Source organism: Polaromonas sp. 39-63-25 (assembly GCF_002278925.1).
Classification (GTDB): Bacteria; Pseudomonadota; Gammaproteobacteria; order Burkholderiales; family Burkholderiaceae_C; genus Polaromonas.
Map to the genome: position 1 here is coordinate 49,260 of NZ_NCJH01000014.1, position 23,704 is coordinate 72,963.

The 23,704-nt window shown below is 62.7% G+C and carries 20 protein-coding genes and 1 pseudogene; 12 read left to right on the plus strand and 9 right to left on the minus strand.

Annotated elements, in window-relative coordinates:
• Positions 1-15 precede the first annotated feature (15 nt).
• The gene (mdeB, locus tag B7X65_RS16635) at positions 16-2,661 is read right to left on the minus strand and encodes an alpha-ketoglutarate dehydrogenase (protein WP_324487526.1); all 2,646 of its coding nucleotides are present in this window, start codon (positions 2,659-2,661) and stop codon (positions 16-18) included.
• A gap of 153 nt (positions 2,662-2,814) precedes the next feature.
• Between mdeB and B7X65_RS16640 the strand changes: the two genes are divergently transcribed.
• Positions 2,815-3,282 (plus strand): Lrp/AsnC family transcriptional regulator, encoded by a 468-nt coding sequence (locus B7X65_RS16640; RefSeq protein ID WP_293595417.1) that lies wholly within the window; start codon positions 2,815-2,817, stop codon positions 3,280-3,282.
• Positions 3,283-3,290: 8 nt separating this feature from the next.
• Here the strand turns inward: B7X65_RS16640 and B7X65_RS16645 are convergent, their stop codons facing one another.
• Positions 3,291-5,102, minus strand: coding sequence for a 7TM diverse intracellular signaling domain-containing protein (locus tag B7X65_RS16645; RefSeq protein ID WP_293595418.1), 1,812 nt, complete (start codon positions 5,100-5,102; stop codon positions 3,291-3,293).
• A 167-nt stretch (positions 5,103-5,269) separates the two neighbouring features.
• Between B7X65_RS16645 and B7X65_RS16650 the strand changes: the two are divergent.
• Positions 5,270-5,479, plus strand: a pseudogene (locus tag B7X65_RS16650) (glycerophosphodiester phosphodiesterase); the annotation flags it as partial.
• Positions 5,480-5,552: 73 nt separating this feature from the next.
• Here the strand turns inward: B7X65_RS16650 and B7X65_RS16655 are convergent.
• On the minus strand, positions 5,553-7,169 hold the full coding sequence (locus B7X65_RS16655) for a peptide chain release factor 3 (RefSeq protein WP_293595419.1): 1,617 nt from the start codon (positions 7,167-7,169) through the stop codon (positions 5,553-5,555).
• Between the two features lie 29 nt (positions 7,170-7,198).
• Positions 7,199-7,441, minus strand: coding sequence for a DUF1653 domain-containing protein (locus B7X65_RS16660; RefSeq protein WP_293595420.1), 243 nt, complete (start codon positions 7,439-7,441; stop codon positions 7,199-7,201).
• A 48-nt stretch (positions 7,442-7,489) separates the two neighbouring features.
• On the opposite strand from B7X65_RS16660, the gene B7X65_RS16665 reads away from it, so the two are divergent.
• Positions 7,490-8,743: an RsmB/NOP family class I SAM-dependent RNA methyltransferase gene (locus tag B7X65_RS16665; RefSeq protein ID WP_293595421.1), complete on the plus strand. Its 1,254-nt coding sequence runs from the start codon at positions 7,490-7,492 to the stop codon at positions 8,741-8,743.
• Between the two features lie 195 nt (positions 8,744-8,938).
• The gene (locus tag B7X65_RS16670; RefSeq protein WP_293595422.1) at positions 8,939-10,138 is read left to right on the plus strand and encodes a fatty acid desaturase; all 1,200 of its coding nucleotides are present in this window, start codon (positions 8,939-8,941) and stop codon (positions 10,136-10,138) included.
• Positions 10,139-10,471: 333 nt separating this feature from the next.
• On the opposite strand, the gene rpmG is transcribed toward B7X65_RS16670, so the two are convergent.
• The 3 genes from rpmG to trxB form a co-directional block, all read right to left on the minus strand.
• Positions 10,472-10,639, minus strand: coding sequence for a 50S ribosomal protein L33 (gene rpmG / locus B7X65_RS16675; protein ID WP_007863188.1), 168 nt, complete (start codon positions 10,637-10,639; stop codon positions 10,472-10,474).
• A gap of 11 nt (positions 10,640-10,650) precedes the next feature.
• Positions 10,651-10,884 (minus strand): 50S ribosomal protein L28, encoded by a 234-nt coding sequence (gene rpmB, locus B7X65_RS16680; RefSeq protein ID WP_293595423.1) that lies wholly within the window; start codon positions 10,882-10,884, stop codon positions 10,651-10,653.
• Positions 10,885-11,253: 369 nt separating this feature from the next.
• A complete protein-coding gene (trxB, locus tag B7X65_RS16685) occupies positions 11,254-12,204 on the minus strand; it encodes a thioredoxin-disulfide reductase (RefSeq protein WP_293595469.1) in 951 nt (316 codons plus the stop codon).
• Between the two features lie 195 nt (positions 12,205-12,399).
• On the opposite strand from trxB, the gene B7X65_RS16690 reads away from it, so the two are divergent.
• The 8 genes from B7X65_RS16690 (at position 12,400) to B7X65_RS16725 (ending at position 21,490) form a co-directional block, all read left to right on the plus strand.
• The gene (locus tag B7X65_RS16690; protein WP_293595424.1) at positions 12,400-13,077 is read left to right on the plus strand and encodes a Crp/Fnr family transcriptional regulator; all 678 of its coding nucleotides are present in this window, start codon (positions 12,400-12,402) and stop codon (positions 13,075-13,077) included.
• A 70-nt stretch (positions 13,078-13,147) separates the two neighbouring features.
• A complete protein-coding gene (locus B7X65_RS16695; protein ID WP_293595425.1) occupies positions 13,148-15,493 on the plus strand; it encodes a DNA translocase FtsK in 2,346 nt (781 codons plus the stop codon).
• Positions 15,494-15,600: 107 nt separating this feature from the next.
• Positions 15,601-16,317, plus strand: a complete 717-nt coding sequence (gene lolA / locus B7X65_RS16700; protein WP_293595426.1) for an outer membrane lipoprotein chaperone LolA — start codon at positions 15,601-15,603, stop codon at positions 16,315-16,317.
• A gap of 18 nt (positions 16,318-16,335) precedes the next feature.
• A complete protein-coding gene (locus tag B7X65_RS16705) occupies positions 16,336-17,676 on the plus strand; it encodes a replication-associated recombination protein A (protein ID WP_293595427.1) in 1,341 nt (446 codons plus the stop codon).
• Positions 17,677-17,940: 264 nt separating this feature from the next.
• The gene (locus tag B7X65_RS16710) at positions 17,941-18,870 is read left to right on the plus strand and encodes a branched-chain amino acid ABC transporter permease (RefSeq protein ID WP_293595428.1); all 930 of its coding nucleotides are present in this window, start codon (positions 17,941-17,943) and stop codon (positions 18,868-18,870) included.
• Between the two features lie 10 nt (positions 18,871-18,880).
• Positions 18,881-19,969, plus strand: a complete 1,089-nt coding sequence (locus B7X65_RS16715) for an ABC transporter ATP-binding protein (protein WP_293595429.1) — start codon at positions 18,881-18,883, stop codon at positions 19,967-19,969.
• A 10-nt stretch (positions 19,970-19,979) separates the two neighbouring features.
• Complete coding sequence (locus B7X65_RS16720; RefSeq protein WP_096666533.1) at positions 19,980-20,747, plus strand: ABC transporter ATP-binding protein; 768 nt, start codon at positions 19,980-19,982, stop codon at positions 20,745-20,747.
• 14 nt (positions 20,748-20,761) lie between these two features.
• A complete protein-coding gene (locus tag B7X65_RS16725) occupies positions 20,762-21,490 on the plus strand; it encodes an ABC transporter ATP-binding protein (RefSeq protein ID WP_293595430.1) in 729 nt (242 codons plus the stop codon).
• 110 nt (positions 21,491-21,600) lie between these two features.
• Here B7X65_RS16725 and B7X65_RS16730 read toward each other — a convergent pair whose 3' ends face one another.
• Both B7X65_RS16730 and B7X65_RS16735 read right to left on the minus strand, forming a co-directional pair.
• Positions 21,601-22,599, minus strand: a complete 999-nt coding sequence (locus B7X65_RS16730) for a hypothetical protein (protein WP_293595431.1) — start codon at positions 22,597-22,599, stop codon at positions 21,601-21,603.
• A gap of 4 nt (positions 22,600-22,603) precedes the next feature.
• Positions 22,604-23,680 carry a hypothetical protein gene (locus B7X65_RS16735; protein ID WP_293595432.1) on the minus strand — a complete coding sequence of 359 codons (1,077 nt, stop codon included), beginning with the start codon at positions 23,678-23,680 and terminating at the stop codon, positions 22,604-22,606.
• Positions 23,681-23,704: the final 24 nt, after the last annotated feature.

Sequence of the window (23,704 nt, forward strand, 5' to 3'; positions counted from 1 at the left end):
CGGCCTGGCGGTGTTTCAGCCCGCCTTCAACTGATGCAGCGCCGCCTGGACGATGCTTGATGCATCGACCCCGAAAAATCCGCGCAGCGCCGCACGGGTGTCGCTGCGGCCGAAACCGTCCGTGCCCAAGGTCAGGTAGCTGCGGCCGGCCGGCAGGAAGGCGCGGATGCTTTCGGGCACGGCGCGTACATAGTCGGTGGCGGCGATGATGGGGCCTTCGCTGTCCTTGAGTTGTTCCGCAATGAAGGGCGCAGACGCGGGTTCGCCCTGGAGCGCGCGCTGCTGGCAGGCCGCGCCGTCACGCGCGAGTTCGCTCCAGCTGGTCACGCTGTACACCGTCACGTCCAGACCCTGCTCGGCCAGCTGCTGCGCCGCCTTGATCACCTCGGTCAAAATCGCGCCGGAGCCCAGCAGCGTCAATTTTTCAAGCGTTTGTTGGCTCTGGCCCTTGTCTGGTGAGCGCGAGTAGCTATTGAATTTATAGCATCCGCGAACAATACCGGCTTCGGACCCGGGCCGCAAATCGGGTTGCGCATAGTTTTCGTTCATCAGCGTGACGTAATAAAAAACGTCCTGCTGCTCCACCATCATTTCCTGCATGCCGCGGTCGATGATGACGGCCAGCTCGCAGGCAAAGGCCGGGTCGTAGGCCTTGCAGTTGGGAATGGTCGCGGCCACCAGATGGCTGGAGCCGTCCTGGTGCTGCAGGCCTTCGCCGCCCAGCGTGGTGCGGCCCGAGGTGGCGCCCAGCAGAAAGCCGCGGGCGCGCTGGTCGGCAGCGGCCCAGATCTGGTCGCCCACGCGCTGGAAACCGAACATCGAGTAGTAGATGTAGAAGGGCAGCATCGCCAGTCCGTGCACGCTGTAGCTGGTGGCGGCGGCCGTCCAGCTGGCAAGTGCACCGGCTTCGCTGATGCCTTCCTCGAGAATCTGGCCGTCGAGCGCTTCGCGGTAACTGAGCACCGAGCCGATGTCTTCCGGCGCGTACTTCTGGCCCACACTCGAATAAATGCCGACCTGCTTGAACAGGTTCGCCATGCCGAAGGTGCGCGCTTCGTCAGCAACGATGGGCACGATGCGTGGGCCGAGTGACGCGTCTTTCAGCAGGCCGCCCAGCATGCGCACAAAGGCCATGGTGGTGCTCATCTCCTTGCCGTCGGCGGCCAGTGCAAAGTTCGCATACACGGGCAGGGCGGGGACAGGGACGGTGTCGGCGCTGGTTTCGCGTTTGGGCAGATAACCGCCCAGCGCGGCGCGCTTGGCGTGCAGGTACTGCATTTCCGGGCTGTCTGCGGCCGGCTTGTAAAACGCCAGTTGCTTCGCCTGTTCGTCGCTGAGCGGCAGGTTGAAGCGGTTGCGGAATTCGAGCAGATCGCTTTCGTCGAACTTCTTCTGTGAATGCGTGGTCATCTTGCCCTGGCCGGCGCTGCCCATGCCGTAACCTTTTTTGGTGTGCGCCAGGATCACCGTCGGCTGGCCGGTGTGGTTGGCGGCGGCGGCATAGGCCGCGTGGATTTTCACGAGGTCGTGGCCGCCGCGCTTGAGCCGGTCGATCTGCTCGTCCGTCATGCCCTGCGCCAGTCGTGCGAGCTCTTCGTTCTGGCCGAAGAAGTTGTCGCGGTTGAAGCGGCCGTCTTTCGCTGCAAAGGTCTGCATCTGGCCGTCCACCGTGTGCGCAAAGGCCTGCGTCAGCGCGCCGGTGATGTCGCGCGCAAACAGGCCGTCCCAGTCGCTGCCCCACACCAGCTTGATGACATTCCAGCCGGCGCCGGCAAACAGCTTCTCCAGCTCGTCGATGATGCGGCCGTTGCCGCGCACCGGGCCGTCCAGGCGCTGCAGGTTGCAGTTGACAACCCAGACCAGGTTGTCCAGGCCTTCGCGTGCGGCCAGCGTCAGCGCGCTCATCGACTCGGGCTCGTCCATCTCGCCGTCGCCGAACACGCCCCACACCTTTCGGCCGGTGCAGTCGAGCAGGCGTCGGTGCGTGAGGTAGTGCATGAAACGCGCGTGGTAAATCGAACTGATCGGACCGATCCCCATGGAGCCGGTCGGAAACTGCCAGAAGTCGGGCATCAGGTAGGGGTGCGGGTAGCTCGACAGTCCCTGTGCGCCTTGGGTCGCCGCCGAGAGTTCCTGGCGGTAAAACCCCAGATCTTTTTCGTTCAGCCGGCTTTCGAGGTAGGCGCGGGCATACACGCCGGGCGCGCTGTGCGGCTGGAAAAAAACCAGGTCGCCGCGATGCTGGTTAACACCGTCGATTTGACCGAGCCCTTCGCGTGCATGAAAGAAATGGTTGAAGCCGGTTTCAAACAGATCGGCCGCGCTGGCATAACTGGCAATGTGGCCGCCGAGCTCGCTCGATCCACCCGACTCGGCCTGGTTGGCGCGCACCACCATGGCCAGCGCGTTCCAGCGCATCAACGAGGCCAGCCGTTCTTCCATCGCCAGGTCGCCCGGAAAAACCGGCTGTTCGTTGACACCGACGGTGTTGACATAAGGCGTGGCGAGTTCCGGCTTCCAGCTCACGCGCTGCTCGCGCGCCAGCCGCGCCAGTTCATCGAGCAGGTAACGTGCGCGGGCCTGGCCTTGCGTCGCTGCCAGTGCCATGAAAGCCTCGCGCCATTCGGCGGTTTCCTGGGGATCGGTGTCGGGTATGGGCATGGCAGCCTGCTGCAGGGCGTGGAGGGCATGGAGTGGGGCGGGCGCATTCATGCCCTCAATATAGGCCGATTGACCCCCTATGAGCTGTCAAAATACGTCGCCATAATCCTGTTTGGCGGCATAAAATGCTTCAAATTGGAGATTTTAGGCGCCATGAAGCTGGATGCACTGGATTTGCGGATACTCGACGAGTTGCAGCGCGACGGCTCGTTGTCCAACGTGGAGCTGGCCAGGCGCGTGCATTTGAGTCCGTCCCCCTGCCTGGCCCGGGTCAAGGCACTGGAGGCGGCCAGGGTGATCGACCGTTATGTGGCGATCGCCAATGCCGCGGCGCTGGGGCTGGGGCTGAGCGTGTTCATTTCCATCAGCCTGCGCTCGCAAAACAAGGACTCGCTCGCCGAGTTCGAGCGGCGCATTGCCGAGCACGACGAGGTCATGGAGTGTTACCTGATGACGGGTGACAGCGACTACCTGATCCGTGTGGCCGTGGCCGACATCGCGGCGCTCGAAAAATTTATTCTCGAGCAGCTCACGCCGATTCCGGGCATTGAAAAAATACGCTCGAGCTTTGCGCTCAAGCAGGTGCGCTACAAAACTGCGCTGCCGCTGCCAGCGCTGTGAAGAGGTCCCTAGCGGACGGGTGCCTGCTCTTCGCCGGTGAGGGCTGGATGAGAGGTTTCGAGCGCATTGATTTTTGCCAGGAGATCCTCCCGGCGTGTGCTGTCCTCCGGCGGAAGGCTCGCAGGTTCGCCGGCAGCATCGACAAACTGGACGTAGTGCTTCGGGCCTGAGGTCATTCGCCGCAGGCGGGTTTTGAGGCTGTCGATGATTTGCTGTCCGGTCTGGGCCCCCGGCGTGCCGTGCCAGATGGCGATGTGCAGGTTGAACGCGTTGGGGTCGTCCAGTTTTCCGGACAGGCGTATGCAGTCGGCCAGGATCTTGGTGGCGATTTCGGCGACGGCCTCGCGATTGACCGGGCCTTCGATGAGCATCAGAAACAGGTTCTCGTCGTAACGGACCACTGTGTCCATGTCGCGCGCGGCCCGGCGCAGGATTTCGCCGATGCGCGAAAGCGCGGTGCTGCGCTTGTGGTCGCTGAGTTCGTCAGGGCTGGGGACCTGGTCGAGCCAGCTCAGCATCAACAGGCCGCATTCCGAGTGTTTGCGGCGCGCGCGCAGCAGCATTTGCGCCAGCCGGTTGTCGATCACCCGGGGCAGCATCAGCCCGCTGGCCGGGTCATAAGTGGCCAGGGCGGCACCGCGATGGGTGGAAAACAGGGCAGCCCGGCTGCGCCATGCCAGCACAAAAAAGATCCACAGCAGCCCGACCATGGCCGACAACACGCCGGCCGCCTGTGCCTCCTCGATGTTCTGCACCCAGCCCGCGTTGTAGGACAGCCGCGCCAGCGCTGCCAGTGCGATGGGTGCCGTGCCCAGCAGGAGCAGCAGGTTCCATGCCTGCCCGCGCAGGGACATCCACACCAGGCTGCCCAGGATTGCCACCGTGGCCAGCGCCAGCCACAGGTTGCGAAGGTCGCGCGGGATGAAGTCCCGATCGATCGCCGCCAGGCCGGCCACGAGAAGGCTGCCCGCTGCGACGGTGGCCAGCAGCCGGTAAATGCGCGGGTGGCCGCTTTTGGCGTAGCTGGCCTGGGCGCAGAACCATGCCCCGGCGGCCATGCTCAGCCCGGCCGAGACCCAGCCCATGACCTGGTTGAGGTGTGCGCTGCCTGGCCACATGCGCCAGCCGCCGTAGTCGATCAGCACCAGCTGCGTGAACATCAGCGTCACCACCACGGCGCCAAACCACAAAAACACCCGGTTGCGTGCCATGGAGAACGCGGCAAGGCTCAGCGCTGCCAGCACGCTGAACATGCCCCACATCAGGCCAATCACCACGCCCACGCGGGAGGCGCCGTCAACGTATTCGACGGGAGACAGCAGCATGGGTCGCCCCGTGAGCGCCCGGTTGTTCTCGAAGCGCAGGTAGTAGGTCTGCACGCGGTCACTGCGTGTCTGCAATTCAAAGCTGGGCACGCGGGTGCGCAATGACCAGTTGGCCGGCGCAATCGCCTCGCCGGCCGCCTGTACGAGCCAGTCGCCCCGGGGGCCGCGCGAGAAAAGGCTGGCCTTGACGAGCGCCTGGCCCGGCAAACGGATGAACCAGGTTTGAAGCGACTCGGTGGCCGGTAGTGAGAAGGTGGCCCAGACGTCCTGCTTGCCCGAAGTGGGAAGAACTGTGTTGTCGGTGTAGGGCTGCAATCCCCAGGGCCCGGCGGCAGTGAAGGCGTCGGGCGAGGCAATCGTGCCCTTTGGCACGGCCACCCACTGCAGCGGTTCGGCCAGCGTGATGGTGACGCTGTCGCTGTAAAGGCGGTCAAAGTCCTGCGTGTGGCCTGCCCGCAGCACCAGGCCAAGCAGCACCAGAAAAAAAATGCGCAAGTTGGCCTTTCTGTACATCCGCATAGCTTATTGCATAACCTGTTGCTTAAGCGCGTGCTGTCCGGCAGCGGATCGCCCGGCCATCACGATGTCACAAGAATTGACCTCTATCCGTCTTCCTTCAACAACGGATGCCACATGCCTTACCCCGGCCTCACCGGAGCCCCGACCCGAACAAGCGGACGCGCAAGCCGCTGAACAATGGCGTGCCGACCTTCCTCTTCTTCATGATCGAAAACGTGGACCTGGTCGATGCCGCGTACATCATCGCGGGCAATGACAACAAGCTCCCGTTTTCGGGCCGCCGCGAGCCGAACCAGGCTGACGACTACGCGCTGATCCTGCTGGAAGTCGGCGATTTCCCCAAGGCGCAGTGAGGGGGCAGGGTGCAAATGCTATTGAATCAATAGCTGCTTGCGCCCGTCCCTTCTGGGTTGGAGGCCGAAAAGACTAGATTTTTGACTGGAAGACCAGGCCCGCGTGTTCGCGCAGCGCATGGAACTTGATCTTGGGCCACTGCTGCTCGACGGCGCGCAAGGTGGCGCTGTGATCGACCAGCAGCGTGGGCGCATCCACCGCGTCGAGTGCCACTCGGTGCGCATTGGCGTCGATGAATTTTTTCAGCTCGTTCGGGTCATCGCAGGTGACCCAGCGTGCGAGGTTGAAGTTGCTCGGCATGATGCGCGCCTTGACGCCGTATTCGTGCTCGAGCCGGTGTGCCACTACCTCGAATTGCAGCTGACCCACGGCGCCCAGCAGCAGCAGGGAGCCGGCAATCGGCCGGAACACCTGGATCGCGCCTTCTTCACCGAGCTGGGTCAGGCCGGCACGCAGCTGCTTGCTGCGCAGCGGGTCGGCGACCTCGACCGCGCGGAACATTTCCGGCGCGAAGAAGGGCAGGCCGGTGAACTGCAGCGCCTCGCCTTCGGTGAGGGTGTCGCCGAGCTGCAGGATGCCGTGGTTCGGGATGCCTATGATGTCGCCGGCAAAGGCGGTGTCCAGCAGTTCGCGGCGCTGGCTCATGAAACTCACCACGGTGTTGGGCCGGATCTCCTTGCCGCTGCGCACCACCTTCAGGCGCATGCCGCGGGTGAACTCGCCGCTGGCCACGCGTAAAAAGGCGATGCGGTCGCGGTGCGCCGGGTCCATGTTGGCCTGGATCTTGAACACCACGCCCGAGAATTTCTTTTCTTCCGGATGCACCACGCGCTGCAGCGCGGTGCGATCGGCCGGCGCCGGCGCCAGGTCCACCAGCGCGTCCAGCACTTCCTGCACGCCGAAGTTGTTGATGGCCGAGCCGAAAAACATCGGTGTCTGCTTGCCGGAGAGAAACGCGGCACGGTCAAACTCGGGTGAGGCGCCTTCAAGCAACTCCAGTTCGCCCTGCGCCTGGGTGAACTCGGCGCCAAAACGCCGTTCCGCTTCGGCGTTGTCCAGGCCGGCCAGGATTTCATCGTCGCCGCCGGCCTTGTCTTCGCCGGGGCTGAACACACGCATGCGTTTTTCACGCCGGTCGTAGACACCGTGGAACAGCTTGCCCATGCCGACCGGCCAGGTGAAGGGTACGACGGTCATGCCGAGCTCCTGCTCGATCTCGTCCATCACGCTCATCGGGTCCTGCACCTCGCGGTCCATCTTGTTGACAAAGGTCAGAATGGGCGTGTTGCGGGCGCGGCAGACCTGCAGCAGGCGCCGGGTCTGCGGCTCGACGCCGTTGGCCGCGTCAATCACCATCAGCGCCGCATCGACCGCCGTCAGCACGCGGTAGGTGTCTTCGGAGAAGTCCTGGTGACCGGGGGTGTCCAGCAGGTTGATCACGCAGTCGCGGTATTCCATCTGCATGACCGAGCTGGCCACCGAGATGCCGCGCTGCTTTTCGATCTCCATCCAGTCGGAGGTCGCGTGGCGTGCGGCCTTGCGCGCCTTGACGCTGCCGGCGATCTGGATCGCGCCCGAGAACAGCAGCAGCTTTTCCGTCAGCGTGGTCTTGCCGGCGTCAGGGTGGGAGATGATGGCAAACGTGCGGCGGCGCTTGACCTGTTTTTCGATTTCAGTGGATTCGGACATAACCCACGATTATCGTTGACGGGGGTGGGCTAGCTGGCTTGCCTGGCGAAACGCGGCTGGCGGACGCCGTCGATCACCACCTCTTCATTGAACATTGCAGCCGGTCGCACCCACAGGCCGTGCTCGCCATAAAGCGCGCGGTACAGGGTCAGGGGTTCGAGGGTTTCGCTGTGGCGCACGGTGCCCACCACTTCATACAGCATGCCCTTGTAATGGCGGTACAGGCCGGGCGGGGTGGTGATCAGCGGGGGAAGGTCGTCAGACATGGTCATCCAGATGCAAAAAGGCACGCCGCGGGCCTGCGGTGGGACAATAGGGGCATGCATCCTAACGCCTTACTCGACAGTTGTGCCACGCTTCTCAAGCAGGTCCTCAGATTTGAACACCCCGCCGACATGGTGGTGTCGCGCCATTTTCGCGAGCAGCGTCTCGGCCCGCGCGAACGCGCGACCGTGGCCGAGACGATTTACGGCGTCCTGCGCAAAAAGAATCTCTACACCTACCTGGCCCAGCACGGCAGCGGCCCGACCGAGCGGCGCCTGGCCATTCTGGGTTTTGCGGCGGAGCGCGATTTTCTGCTGGGCGCCCTGACGGACCAGGAAAAGGACTGGCTGGCGCGCTGCGACCAGGTCAAACCGGACGACCTGATGGAGCCGCACCGCCACAACCTGCCGGCGTGGCTGGTCGAGCCGCTCAAGGCCCAGCTCGGGGCCGACTTCTGGCCGCTGGTGGAAAGCCTCAATGCACCGGCAGGGCTGGACCTGCGGGTCAACACCCTGAAAGACAAGCGGGCAGACATCCAGAAGGAGCTGGCCAAGGCCGGCATCAAGGCTGTCGCAACGCCCTATTCCCCTTGGGGCCTGCGGCTGGCCGGCAAACCGGCGCTCAACAAGCTGGAGGCCTTCACCCGCGGCGCGATCGAGGTGCAGGACGAGGGCTCGCAGTTGCTGGCCTTGCTGGTTGACGCCAAACGCGGGGAAATGGTGGTCGACTTTTGCGCGGGCGCGGGCGGCAAGACGCTTGCCCTGGGCGCCAGCATGCGCAACACCGGCCGGCTCTATGCCTTTGACACCTCGGGCCACCGGCTCGATGCCCTCAAGCCGCGGCTGGCCCGCAGCGGCCTGTCCAATGTCCACCCGGTCGCCATCGCGCACGAGCGCGACGAGCGCATCAAGCGCCTGGCCGGCAAGATCGACCGGGTGCTGGTTGATGCACCGTGTTCGGGCCTGGGAACCCTGCGCCGCAACCCTGACCTCAAATGGCGGCACAACCCCCAGGCCATTGAGGAGCTGACCGCCAAGCAGACCGCCATCTTGCAAAGCGCTGCGCGGCTGCTCAAGCCGGGCGGGCGGCTGGTTTATGCCACCTGCAGCATCCTGCGCGAGGAAAACGAGGCGATCGCCGAGGCCTTCAGCGCTGCAAATAAAGAATTCACCGTCCTTGAAACCGGACCTTTGTTGACTCATCTAGGGGTGGAAAAGGCTGAAACACTGTGCCGCGGTCCCTACCTGCGGCTCTGGCCCTATCTGCATCAGACGGACGGTTTTTTTGCCGCGGTATGGCAAAAGGCTTGATGTTTTTGATGGAAAAAGAAGGTGAGTAAGCCGAAGTTTCCGGTTAATCGGTGATTTTGTTCGTTTTTTACCGGTTTTGGTGCGAGTGCTCCGGCTTGATGTTTGGCACGGGCCCAATTACAATGGAAAGTTGTCCGGCGCAGCCTCCGGAGACAACTTTGATATGCGTGGCTGGTGACTGTTTAAAGGATTCTCATGGTCTTGTTTGATGCCGCCCTTGACTGGCTGGCCAATGGTTTGCTCGCCGCCAGCTGGTGGCAAATTGTGCTGTACACACTGGTGACGACCCACATCACCATTGCCAGCGTGACGATTTATCTGCACCGCCACCAGGCGCACCGTGCGATGGACCTGCACCCCATCCCCTCGCATTTTTTCCGTTTCTGGCTCTGGCTGGGTACCGGCCAGGTCACCAAGGAGTGGGTGTCCATTCACCGCAAGCACCACGCCAAATGCGAAACGTCGGAAGATCCGCACAGCCCGCAGGCCTACGGCATCAAGAAAGTGTTCTGGGAAGGCGCCGAGTTGTACCGCGCTGAAAGCAAGAACATGGAAACCATGGTCAAGTACGGCCACGGCACGCCGAACGACTGGATCGAGCGCAATCTCTACACCCGCTACAGCTGGCAGGGCGTTGGCCTGATGCTGGTCATCAACCTGGCCTTGTTCGGCGCAGCCGGCCTGGCGGTCTGGGCCGTTCAGATGATCTGGATCCCCGTGACGGCTGCCGGCATCATCAACGGCATTGGCCACTACTGGGGTTACCGCAACTTCGAGGCACCGGATGCCAGCACCAATGTGTCGCCTTGGGGCGTCATCATTGGCGGCGAAGAACTGCACAACAACCACCACACCTATCCCACCTCGGCCAAGTTCTCTGTCAAGCCCTACGAATTCGACATTGGCTGGGTGTACATCCGCGCCATGGAAAAAGTCGGTCTGGCGACGGTCAAGAAGGTTCCGCCCCGGCTTCAGCTCGGGGACATCCAGCCTGTGGCCGACGAGAAAACCCTCGAAGCCCTGATTGCCCACCGCTACGAGGTGATGGCCGGTTTTGCGCGTGAACTGCGCCGCGCCGGCAAGGCTGAAATCGAGGTGCTCAAGGCCCGCAAGGCTGATATCTCGGTACTGCAGGCGGCCAACCGCTGGTTGCATCGCGACGATGACAAGGTTCCTGCTGCGGCCAAGCCTCAGGTGGCGCAGGCCCGTGCCGAGCACCCGGTGCTCGACAAGATGGTCACCATGCGCGAAGAGTTGCGCCAGATGTGGCTGTCGAGGTCGGCGTCGCGCGAGCAGCTGGCCACGGATCTACAGGCCTGGTGCCGCCGCGCTGAAGAAAGCGGCATCGCGGCCCTGCAGGAGTTTTCGATGAAGTTGCGCGCCGCACGCGCCTGATTCTGCCGTCAGGGGCTTGCCCCCTGTGCTGCAAACCGCCTCGGTGCCTCGCGCCCAGGCGGTTTTTCTTTGGGGTCTCGGTTTCGCCCAGCCGACAAGGGACGGGGCGGCGACAGGGATTACTTCGGAAGTACCAGCCGCTGGCCGCTGGAAAGCCCCGTGACGCCACACACAGACTTTGCGAATGCTGCTGTCTGCTGCTGTCTGCTGCTGTCTTCCCCGGGCCATGGTTACACCAGGGAAAACCGGCCGGCCATGAAAAACCCGCCGGGACACTGGGTCCGGGCGGGTTTTTTCATGGTACAGCACAGAGTGCTGCAGGTTCAGGCTGAATTACTTCAGCTTGATTTCCTTGTATTCCACATGCTTGCGTGCCTTGGGATCAAACTTCATGATCAGCATCTTGTCAGGTGTGGTCTTCTTGTTTTTGGTGGTCGTGTAGAAGTGACCCGTGCCGGCCGTCGATTCCAGCTTGATTTTTTCGCGTGCGCCTTTTGCCATGATGATTCTCCTTAGATTTCACCGCGGGCACGGAGGTCCATCAGGACCGCGTCGATACCGATCTTGTCAACAAGACGCAAACCGGCGCTGGATGTACGCAGGCGAACCCAGCGGTTTTCCGTTTCGACCCAGAAGCGGCGGTATTGCAGATTAGGCAAAAACCGGCGCTTGGTTTTGTTGTTCGCGTGAGAAACATTGTTTCCCACCATCGGGCCTTTGCCCGTAACCTGACAGACGCGTGCCATGAGCACTCTCCGTATAAAAAAGAAAAAAAGGATGCTGGCACCCGTCGGATACTCAGCCAAGCCTGCGATTATAGCCTGAAAACCTGCCGCCCTCAAGTCTCAAGTTCCTAGCGGTGAGGGCGTAGCCCGATTGCGACCCGCTCCCCAGAAGAATCAAGCAGGGGCCGCGGATCCGGCTTAGCCGGTCCGCAGGCGCAGCGGCCCCCTCGGGGGGGCATCCTTCGACAAGCTCAGGACGATCGGTTAAGAAGTGAACGTCCGCGAAGGCTCTCAAACCCAGCAGGGGCCGCGGATCCGGCTTCGCCGGTCCGCAGGCGCAGCGCCCCCTCGGGGGGCAGCGCAGTACGCGAAGCGACAAGTGTGGGGGCTCTAACTCTGTTCCAGAAAACGCTGGGCGTCGAGGGCCGCCATGCAGCCGGTGCCGGCACTGGTGATCGCCTGGCGATAGACGTGGTCCTGCACGTCGCCGGCGGCAAAGACACCCGGCACGCTGGTCATGGTGGCAAAGCCCTGCAAGCCGGTGCGGGTGACGATGTAGCCTTCCTTCATGTCCAGCTGGCCGGCAAAAATGTCGGTGTTCGGCTGGTGGCCGATGGCAATGAAGCAGCCCTGAACGGGAAGATCTTCGGTGGCACCGGTTTCCGTGTTCTTGAGCCGCACGCCGTTGACGCCGGCGGCATCTCCCAACACTTCATCGAGTGTCTGGTGCAGCTTCAGCACGATCTTGCCGGCAGCCACCTTTTCGTGGAGCTTGTCGATCAGGATGGCTTCGGCCTTGAACTTGTCGCGCCGGTGGACCAGATGGACCTTGCTGGCAATGTTGGACAGGTACAAGGCCTCTTCCACCGCCGTATTGCCGCCGCCGACCACACAGACTTCCTGGTCGCGGTAAAAAAAGCCGTCGCAGGTGGCGCAACCCGATACGCCCCGGCCCATGAAGGCGGTCTCGGAGTCCAGGCCCAGGTATTTGGCGGAAGCGCCGGTGGCGATGATGAGCGCGTCGCAGGTGTAGGTGCCGCTGTCGCCGGTCAGGGTGAAGGGACGCTGGCTGAAATCGACCTTGTTGATATGGTCGAAGATGATTTCTGTCTTGAAGCGCTCGGCGTGTTCCAGAAAACGCTGCATCAGCGCCGGGCCCTGCACGCCCATGGGATCGGCTGGCCAGTTGTCCACGTCCGTGGTGGTCATCAGCTGGCCCCCCTGCGCGATGCCGGTGATCAGCACCGGGTTGAGGTTGGCGCGCGCCGCATAAACAGCCGCGGTGTAGCCTGCGGGGCCGGACCCCAGAATGAGAACTTTAGAATGTCGCATGGTGAAAATCTGTAGGGAAAAGCATTTGAACTCAGTTAGAGTCGGGGCTGACCACAGGGTTTAAAACCCCTGGCGGATGGAAATAGTTGGCACAACACACGCTATTGTAGGAACCCGTTCCAGAAGTTTGCATCGCCGGTGCCGCTTCCCCGGCGCCGGCAGGCTTTGGGATCCCTTCGGCAGCGCGGTCTGGAGAAGTTTGTCATGTCTACGATGGTGTCTAACCTTGAACTGATTCGTCGGGTGCCCCTGTTCTCGATGCTGACGACCAGCCAGGCCGAGTCCGTGGCCCAGGCGGTGATCAAGCGCCGCTACAAACGCGGTGAAGCGATTGTCGAGCAGGGCAAGAAGTCCAACGCCCTGGCCATCATCCTGACTGGCCGGGCGCGCGTTGTGACCACCGATGCGCGCGGGCGGGAGGTGATCCTGGCCACCCTGCATCCGGGCGACTACGTCGGCGAGATGAGCCTGATCGACAACGAACCGCATTCGGCTACCGTGCGCACCGAAGTCCAGACCGACGTGCTGGTGGTGGGCCGGCCGGAGTTTGCCCGCTGCCTGCCCGAAAACAGTTCCATGGCCTACGCGGTCATGAAAGGCCTGGTGCAGCGCCTGCGCCAGGCCGACCGCAAGATCGAATCGCTGGCCTTGATGGATGTCTATGGCCGCGTCGCCAGGGCCTTGCTGGAGTCGGCGGTGCCGGACCGCGAGGGCAACACCGTGATCCGCGAGAAGGTCTCGCGCCAGGACCTGGCCAAAATGGTCGGTGCCTCGCGCGAGATGGTCAGCCGCGTGATGAAAGACCTGGAAGAACGCGGTTTTATCGAGACCCGCGCCGATGGCTCGATGTGGGTCAAGGACAGGCTCAACACCCTGGGCTGACGACAGTTTTTCTGTCACCTTTTTGCGTCATGCCGGCCTGGTTAACTGAGGTAAGCTCAGTGATTGCCCTATGACTTATTCGCTAGATACCCTGAACTCCCGAACCTCTTCCGCCACCGGTCCCGCAGGCGGCGTGAAACGCTTTGCGCATGAAGTCAGCCTGATCCTGGGGCTGCTCGCGCTGGTCTTCTGGCTCGGAGCGCTGATCAGCTATTCGCCGCTGGATGCGGCATGGTCCACCACGGGCAGCAGCGAAGCGGCCAGCGCGCTCAAGGCCGGCGAAGCCGTCACCCGCAATTGGGGCGGGCGCCTGGGCGCGCACCTGGCCGATGCCAGCTATTTCCTGTTTGGTTTTTCCGTCTGGTGGGCACTGGCTGCGGGCGTTCGAGCCTGGCTGGGTTCGCTGGCGCGCGGCCTGCGCAGCCAGCCGGCTTCCAGCACGGCGTTGGACCGGGTCAGGTTCTGGGCCTGCCTGGCGCTGCTGTTGCTGGCCAGCACGGCGCTCGAATGGTCGCGGCTGTACCGCTTTGAAGTCAGGTTGCCCGGCCATGCGGGCGGCATCCTGGGCTATCTGGCGGGTCCTGCCAGCGTGAAGTGGCTGGGTTTTACCGGCTCCGGCCTGGTCTGGATTGCGGTTGGGGTGATTGCGGTGTCGGTGGTGTTTGCTTTTTCCTGGGCCCATACGGCCCAGCGCATAGGCGCCTGGATTGACGAGCTGATCGAATCGCGCCGCGAAAAGCGCGAGATTGCCGAGGATCTCGCCGTGGGCCGCGTTGCCGCCCGCGAGCGGGAGGAAATCCTGCACGAAGAACGCATCGAGATCGAGGAACATCATCCGGTGCCGGTGCTGATCGAGCCGACGCTGGTCGAGATCCCCAAAAGCGAGCGGGTGGCCAAGGAACGCCAAAAACCGCTGTTCAGCGAGATGCCCGACTCCAAGCTGCCGCAGGTGGACCTGCTCGACGGCGCGCTGATACGTCAGGAAACCGTGGCGCCAGAAACGCTGGAGATGACCTCGCGGCTGATCGAGAAAAAGCTCAAGGACTTTGGTGTCGAGGTGCGTGTCGTGGCGGCCGCGCCGGGCCCGGTCATCACGCGTTACGAGATCGAGCCGGCCACCGGCGTCAAGGGTGCGCAAATCGTCAATCTGGCCAAGGATCTGGCGCGCGCGCTGAGTCTCGTGTCGATTCGTGTGATCGAGACCATTCCCGGCAAGAACTACATGGCGCTGGAACTGCCCAACGCCAAACGCCAGTCCATCAAGCTCAGCGAAATTCTGGGCTCGCAGGTGTACAACGAAGCCAAGTCCATGCTGACGATTGGCTTGGGCAAGGACATCAGCGGCGCGCCGGTGGTGGCCGACCTCGCCAAGATGCCGCACTGCCTGGTGGCGGGCACCACCGGCTCGGGCAAGTCGGTGGGTATCAATGCGATGATCCTGAGCCTGCTCTACAAGGCTGACGCGCGCGATGTGCGCCTGTTGCTGATCGACCCGAAGATGCTGGAGATGAGTGTCTACGAAGGCATTCCGCACCTGCTGGCACCGGTGGTCACCGACATGCGCCAGGCCGCGCACGGCCTGAACTGGTGTGTGGCCGAAATGGAAAAGCGCTACAAGCTGATGAGCAAGATGGGTGTGCGCAACCTGGCCGGCTACAACGTCAAGATCGACGAGGCCAAGGCGCGCGGCGAGTTCATCTACAACCCTTTCAGCCTCACGCCCGAGCAGCCCGAGCCACTGGAACGCCTGCCCTACATCGTGGTCGTCATCGACGAGCTGGCCGACCTGATGATGGTGGTCGGCAAGAAGATCGAGGAGCTGATCGCCCGGCTGGCGCAAAAGGCGCGCGCCGCCGGCATCCACCTGGTGCTGGCTACCCAGCGCCCCAGCGTGGACGTGATCACCGGCCTGATCAAGGCCAACATTCCCACGCGGCTGTCCTTCCAGGTCAGCAGCAAGATCGACAGCCGCACCATCCTCGACCAGATGGGCGCGGAGGCCCTGCTGGGCATGGGCGACATGCTGTACATGCCCAGCGGCACCGGTTTTCCGGTTCGCGTGCATGGCGCGTTCGTCAGCGACGACGAGGTGCACCGCGTCGTCGCCTACCTGAAGCAGCAGGGCGAGCCCAACTACATCGACGGCGTGCTCGAAGGCGGCACGGTTGACGGCGAGGGCGACATGCTGGGCGACGGCAACGGCGGCAGCGAGGGCGACAAGGACCCGATGTACGACCAGGCGGTCGAAATCGTGCTGAAAAACCGCAAGGCTTCGATCTCGCTGGTGCAGCGCCACCTCAAGATCGGTTACAACCGGGCTGCCCGCATGCTCGAAGAAATGGAGAAAGCGGGCATGATCAGCGCCATGTCGGGCAGCGGACAGCGCGAAATTCTGGTGCCCGCACGCGCCGAATGACGACAGCGGGGCATTTACCGGGGCGATACATTGTTCAGGCAACCAATGCCCGCCGCTTGAGTCCCACAAGCACTGTTCACCCAACGGGGCTTACCCCTCCATTTGCCATGACCCATTTGCTCTCATTTCCCGCTGCCGTTGCCGCCCGCCGTCCTCTGGTCGGCGCATTCCGGGCCGCACTGGCGACGTCTTTGGCCGTTTTTGCCATCGCTGCCAGCGCGCAAGTGAGCACCGCCAGCGGCCTGGAAAGCCTGGAGGCTTTTGTCAAGAACACCAGAAGCGGACGCGCCGTTTTCACCCAGGTGGTGACCAGCCCGGCACGCGAAGGGCAGACCGCCAAGACCAAAACCTCCAGCGGGGGCTTTGAATTCTTGCGGCCCAACCGGTTCAAGTTTGTCTACAAAAAGCCGTTTGAGCAAAGCATCGTGTCCGACGGGCAGACCCTGTGGCTGCACGACGTGGACCTCAACCAGGTGACCGCCCGCAAGCTCACGCAGGTGCTCAGCGGCACGCCCGCGGCCGTGATCGCGGCTGCGGCAGACATCAAGGCGCTGCAGGCCGATTTCACCCTGGTGCCGCAACCCGACAAAAACGGTCTGGAGTGGGTGCAGGCCACACCCAGGACCAAGGACGGCCAGGTGCAAAACATCACCGTTGGTTTCCGGAACACCGGCAAGGGCAGTGAGCTGGCGGTGCTGGAAATCCTCGACAGCTTCGGCCAGCGTTCGGTGATGACCTTCAGCCAGTTCGAGGTCAACCCGGCCCTGAATGCCAGCGGATTCCAGTTCAAGCCTCCTGCCGGCGCGGACGTGATTCGCCAATAAAAAAACAGAAGAAGATACATGGCCGCTCTCGACGGGACCCCTTTCGGGCAGGACGCGGATGCCCGGGCCATGGCCCCGCTGGCCGAGCGCCTGCGTCCGAAAAACCTCGGTGAGGTGATAGGCCAGCAGCACCTGCTCGGCGAAGACATGCCGCTGCGCATTGCCTTTGAATCGGGCCAGCCCCACAGCTGCATCCTCTGGGGCCCGCCCGGCGTCGGCAAGACCACCATCGCGCGCCTGATGGCCAGCAGTTTCGACGCCCACTTCATCACCATCTCGGCCGTGCTGGGCGGTGTCAAGGAAATCCGTGAAGCGGTCGAGCAGGCCAGCATCTGGCAGGGGCAGGGCGGAAAACGCACCATCGTGTTTGTCGACGAGGTGCACCGCTTCAACAAGAGCCAGCAGGATGCGTTCCTGCCGCATGTGGAAAGTGGCCTGTTCACCTTCATCGGTGCGACCACCGAGAACCCCTCGTTCGAAGTCAACTCGGCCTTGTTGTCACGCGCGGCGGTGTATGTGCTCCAGCCCCTGGGGGAAGAAGATCTCAAGCAAATCATCGCCAGGGTCCTTGCCGAGAAAGCGCTGCCAGCTATCAAAAACATAGCGCCTGACGCCGCCGACCAGCTTGTGGCCTATGCCGACGGCGATGCCCGCCGCCTGCTCAACACGCTGGAGTCGCTCAACGTGGCGGCCCAGCGCGAAAAAAAGGGCGGCAGCCTGGAGGTCACGGCGGCCTGGCTGCTCAAGGTGCTGGGCGAACGCATGCGCCGCTACGACAAGGGCGGCGAGCAGTTTTACGACACGATCTCGGCGCTGCACAAGTCGGTGCGCGGCTCCGACCCCGATGCCGCGCTGTACTGGCTGGTGCGCATGCTCGACGGCGGTGCCGAGCCCAAATACATGGCGCGGCGCCTGATCCGCATGGCCAGCGAAGACATCGGCCTGGCCGACCCGCGTGCGCTGCGGCTGGCGCTGGACGCCGCCGAGGTCTACGAGCGCCTGGGTTCGCCCGAGGGCGAGCTGGCGCTGGCCGAATGTGTGGTCTATCTGGCCATCGCCCCCAAGTCCAATGCGGTGTACAAGGCCTTCAACGAGGCCAAGGCACTCGTGAAAAAGGACGGTAGCCGGCCGGTGCCGCTGCACTTGCGCAATGCGCCCACCCAGCTCATGAAAGAGCTGGATTACGGCAAAAACTACCGCTATGCCCATGACGAGGAGGGCGGTTTTGCCGCCGGCGAAAGCTACTTCCCCGACGGCATGCCGGTGCCGGTGTTTTACCGCCCGGTGAACCGGGGTCTGGAGATCAGGATTGCCGATAAGTTGAATGAGTTGAAGCTGATGAACAAGCAGAAAAACTAATGAAAAACAAAACCTGCTGATAAAGCCTGATTCGGTTCGATAAATACGGTTTCTCAAGGGTAAACCCCGCGAAAACCGGCTTGCTGGCCCGTTTCTCGCTAGAGACGCATGGCTACAATTTGCGGATTAGCTCGCCACCCAATCCAGTTGTTATCTGGTGTTGATAGGCGGGCTTTTTGTTAACTCACGCGTCCTCACGGTGATCCCGGGGGTTCGTGGCCGCCAGGCGGAGTTGACAATTTCAACCAATCGGGAGAGTGAGTTATGGAAGTTTTGCTTCAGCAGATCATCAACGGGCTGGTGCTGGGCAGCATGTATGCCCTGGTCGCCCTGGGCTACACCATGGTGTACGGCATCATCAACCTGATCAACTTCGCGCACGGCGAGGTGCTGATGGTGGGCGCGCTGACGAGCTGGACCATCATCGTCTGGATGCAGGAAGCCATGCCGGGGACGCCGGGCTGGGTCATCCTGGTGATTTCACTGCTGATCGCGTTCGTGGTGTGTGGTGCGCTCAATTTTGCGATTGAAAAAGTTGCCTACCGGCCGCTGCGCAATTCGCCCAAGCTGGCACCGCTGATCACCGCCATCGGCATGTCCATCCTGCTGCAGACCCTGGCCATGATCATCTGGAAGCCCAACTACAAGCCTTACCCGACCCTGCTACCGTCCGAGCCGCTGCAGATTGGTGGCGCGGTGATCACCGTCACGCAGATCTTCATCCTGGGCGCTACCGCCGTCTCGCTGTCCATCCTGATGTACCTGGTCAACTACACGCGCCTCGGCCGGGCCATGCGCGCGACCGCCGAGAACCCGCGCGTGGCCGCCCTGATGGGGGTCAAGCCTGACACCGTCATCTCGGCGACCTTCATCATCGGCGCCGTGCTCGCGGCGCTGGCCGGCGTGATGTATGCGTCCAATTACGGCACGGTGCAGCACACCATGGGCTTTTTGCCCGGCCTCAAGGCCTTCACCGCCGCCGTGTTCGGCGGCATCGGCAACCTCGGCGGTGCGGTGCTGGGCGGCATTCTGCTCGGACTGATCGAGGCCATTGGCGCTGGCTACATCGGCCCGTTGACCGGCGGTGTGCTGGGCAGCCAGTACTCGGACATCTTCGCCTTCATCGTGCTTATTTTCGTGCTCACGCTGCGGCCTTCAGGGCTGCTCGGGGAACGTGTGGCGGACAGGGCCTAGGAGAACTTCGATGAAAACCAAAAAAATCGCCACTTTTCTCATCGTCGCGGCGGCACTGCTGGTGCTGCCCCTGATCCTGCAGCAGGGTGGCAACGCCTGGGTGCGCATTGTCGACATGGCCCTGCTGTATGTCCTGCTGGCCCTGGGCCTGAACATCGTGGTGGGTTACGCCGGCCTGCTCGATCTCGGCTACGTCGCTTTCTTTGCCGTCGGCGCCTACCTGTTTGCGCTGCTGGGCTCGCCGCACCTGGCCGATGCCTTTCCCGCGGTGAAGGCGGCTTTCCCGAACGGCCTGCACCTGCCGATCTGGGCCATCATTCCGATGGCGGCGGCCCTCGCGGGTCTCTTCGGCGTGGTTCTGGGTGCCCCCACGCTGAAGCTGCGCGGCGATTACCTGGCCATCGTCACGCTGGGTTTTGGCGAAATCATCCGCGTGTTCCTGAACAACCTGGACCGTCCCATCAACCTGACCAACGGGCCCAAGGGCATCAGCCAGATCGACTCGATGAAGTTCTTCGGGTTCGACTTGGGCAAGACGCATGAATTCTTCGGCATCGAGTTCACCTCGGTGTCGATGTATTACTACCTCTTCCTGGTGCTCGTGATTGTGTCGGTGGTCATTTGCCACCGCCTCGAGAATTCGCGCATCGGCCGCGCCTGGATGGCGATTCGCGAAGACGAAATTGCCGCCAAGGCCATGGGCATCAACACCCGCAACCTCAAGCTGCTGGCCTTCGGCATGGGCGCCACGTTCGGCGGCGTGTCCGGCTCCATGTTTGCCGCCTTCCAGGGTTTTGTCTCGCCGGAGTCCTTCAGCCTGATGGAGTCGGTCATGATTGTGGCCATGGTGGTGCTGGGCGGCATCGGTCATCTGCCGGGGGTCATTCTCGGCGCGTTGCTGCTGGCCGCGCTGCCGGAAGTGCTGCGCCACGTGGCCGGGCCGCTGCAGGCCATGACGGGCGGCCGCCTCGACTCCGCCATCCTGCGCCAGCTGCTGATTGCGCTGGCCATGATCACCATCATGCTGTCCAGGCCGCGCGGCCTGTGGCCGGCGCCCGACCATGGCAAATCGCTGGTCAACACCGGCAACGGCAAATAGGGGCAAGGCCATGAGCGAAACCATTCTCAAAGTCTCCGGCGTCTCCAAACGGTTCGGCGGTCTGCAGGCCCTCAGCGATGTCGGCATCCACATCGAACGCGGCCAGGTCTACGGCCTGATCGGCCCCAACGGCGCCGGCAAAACCACCTTCTTCAATGTGCTGACCGGGCTGTATACGCCCGACAGCGGCACCTTCGAGCTGGCCGGCAAGCCCTACAAGCCGTCGGCCGTGCACGAAGTGGCCAAGGCCGGCATTGCGCGCACCTTCCAGAACATCCGCCTGTTTGCCGACATGACGGCGCTGGAAAACGTCATGGTGGGGCGGCACATACGCACCAAATCGGGCCTGATCGGCGCGGTGTTTCGCACGCCGGGTTTCAAGGCCGAGGAAGCGGCCATCTCCAAACGCGCGCAGGAGCTGCTCGACTACGTGGGCATCGGCAAATACGCGGACTACAAGGCACGCACGCTGAGTTACGGCGACCAGCGCCGCCTCGAGATCGCGCGGGCACTGGCGACCGACCCGCAGCTGATTGCGCTGGACGAACCCGCCGCCGGCATGAACGCCACCGAGAAGGTGCAGCTGCGCGAGCTGATCGATCAGATCCGCAAGGACAACCGCACCATCTTGCTGATCGAGCACGACGTCAAGCTCGTCATGGGCCTCTGCGACCGCGTCACCGTCCTCGATTACGGCAAGCAGATTGCCGAAGGCCCGCCTTCCGAGGTGCAGAAAAATGAAAAAGTGATCACCGCCTATCTGGGCACAGGTCATTGAAGGAAATCAAGAACATGGCCACCACAAGTCATACCACCCTGCTCAAAGTCACCGGCCTCAAAGTGGCCTATGGCGGCATCCAGGCGGTCAAGGGCGTCGATTTCGAAGTCAAGGAGGGTGAACTGGTCACGCTGATCGGCTCCAACGGCGCTGGCAAGACCACCACCATGAAAGCCATCACCGGCACGCTGCCGCTGCTGGGCGGCGACATCGAATACCTGGGCAAAAGCATCAAGGGCCAGGGCGCCTGGGACCTGGTCAAGGAAGGCCTGGCCATGGTGCCCGAAGGCCGCGGCGTGTTCACCCGCATGACCATCACCGAAAACCTGCAGATGGGCGCCTACATCCGCAACGACAAGCCCGAGATCGCCGCCGACATGGAGAAGATGTTTGCGCTGTTTCCACGCCTGCGCGAACGCAAGGACCAGCTCGCCGGCACCATGTCCGGCGGCGAGCAGCAGATGCTGGCCATGGGGCGTGCGCTCATGAGCCGTCCCCGCGTCTTGCTGCTCGACGAGCCGTCCATGGGCCTGTCCCCCATCATGGTCGACAAGATTTTCGAAGTCGTCAGGGACGTGTCGGCGCAGGGCGTCACCGTGCTGCTGGTCGAACAGAACGCCAGCCGGGCCCTGGGCATTGCCGACCGCGGTTATGTCATGGAGTCGGGCCTGGTCACGATGAACGGCGAGGCGAAGGAACTGCTCAACGATCCGCGGGTGAGAGCGGCTTATCTGGGGGAGTGATTCTTCAAGGAGTTTTGGCTTCAAGACCTTGCACGACGGGCGCCAGCAGCTATTGAATCAGTAGCAAAATCAGAGCCTTCCCGGGCCTGATTTTTGTATGCGATACAGCTTTATTTTCCCGCCGCGTTCGACTTTTCAATCCCGGTCGCCACCGCCTGGGCCAGACTGTTCGACAAGCCACTGTCACCCGTCACCTTGCCGAGCGCCGCACCGGTCACCAGTTGAATCAGGCGGGTCGATGGGTCGGTATTGGCCGATGTGCCGGCCGAACCTTCCGGGGCGGTGGCGCTTTTCATCAGGCCGCTGACCAGGTCCATGGCAAAACGGTTGCCTGAACTTCCGCCACCACCGCCTGAAGAGCCCGCCATCGTCAAGGCTACCTGGCCCAGAATCGCAAAAGCCGTGCGCCAGGCTTTTTCACTTTCCTGCTGCTTGAAATCACCCACGGCAATCTGCAGGTCGCGGTGGTACTGCTGCTGCAGCAGGGCCATGTAGTCGGGCCGCGCCGGCATGAACATCACCACGCCACCGCCGACTACTGCCGAATTGCTGACAAACAGGCCGGTTTCCTTGCTGTTGTCTTCCAGATCCACCTTGTCACCGTAAAAGATGATGTGGCCCATGGTGATGCGTCCTGCCTCCATCCCCTTGGCCGGCATGTAGTCGAAGCGACCGCGGAATTCGATGCCGTTGCCCAGGGCATACACACCCTCGTAGGGCACCGCCAGCCGCGCCCGCATGAAGGCGTGGTCCAGGCGTCCGAAGCTGCCGGTGAACACCGGCACGATGTTCATGGCGCCAAAACCGCGTATCTGGCTGCCGCGGTCCATCAGGCCGTCCGCGCCGTAGAACTGCTCGTACTTCTTGCCCTTGGTCAGCGGATGGCTGACCAGGTAACGCTGGCCGGGAATGGTCTTGCTGTTTTGCCAGACGCCTTCGAGCATCTGGTTCTGGTACATGTCGTGCACCGTTCCCTGGCCGTTGCGGCAGTCGCCCTGCACACAGCGGTAAAAGTCGGCATTGGAGATGTCCAGCGCATGGACGGCCGGCGCCAATGCAGCCACCAGCGTGGCCAGCGCCATGGCGCGGCGTGAAGAGGAAGCCCGCATCCCCTCAGTCCTTGGGACAGGTCTGGGCTTTGGTCAACACGCCTGCAATAAAGCAGTTGCGGGTTTCCAGCATTTCCACGCCATTGACAGTCACCAGCCGGGCTTTCTCCATGCCGGGCATCTGGTCCAGCCGCATGCCCGATGCCTTCAGGTAGTTCTCCTGCACCTGCACTTGCTCGCCGTGGTACGTGCCGTTTTTCATGGGCGTCTCGCTGGTCATGAAAAACTTGTCGTTCTTGTACATGACCATTTTGTTGACAGGCCCGCTCATGCCGGACGTGAAATGGCTGTCCAGCTGCTGCTGGAAGCTGGTGTTGACACCAAACAGCCCGCCGGTGATTTTGGGCGCCATGCTCACGGTGAAAGTAGCCATTTGCCCGGAGCTGAAATTCATGTAATACAGCGAAACCTGTGGCTCGGGCGCATCCGGAATTTTTGTTTTGGCCATGGTCTGGGCCATTTGCGCATCGTCGTACAGGGTCTCGTTACGCATGGACAACTGGTTGGCGTGGTAGCGGTCTCCGTCCTGGACCTTGCCGTCCTTGAAAGTCAGGAAATAGCGGCTGGCCTGCTGCGTCCCCATCTTCATGGTCATCTTCACCTTCCTGGTGCCGAGGTCCATGTTGTTGACGTTTTCCATCAGGGTGTCGAACTGCACCAGGAAATCGGTGTCGCCCTCGAGCTTGCCGTCCTTGCAGGCCGCCTTGAGCGGCGTGATGCGGATGTTGCTGTACTGCATGGGCTTGGCGGCGGTGTCCGGGTCCATGCCCATGTCGCGCAGCTGTTTTCGCGACATCAGCCGGATCTTCTCGGCCTCTTCCGGAATCGCCATGAAAAGTCCGAGCGGCTGGTACAGGTCACGCTGGGGAACTTCACAAGGCATGGCCATGGGCGCGGCCGGTGGCTTGAAAAAGTTGGGGTCGGCCTTGATGCGGGCGTAGTCGGCCTGGAAACGCTTGACCAGCGCCTGTGCTTCGGGCTCGGCAGGGTTCGGCAGGTCGAGCGCGAGCGCGGGACCCACGCCCAGACAGGCAAGAGCCAGCAGGTAAAAACGCGAGGCACGAAGGGAAAAACGGGGCATGGCAACTCCAGGGGATAGGTGCCG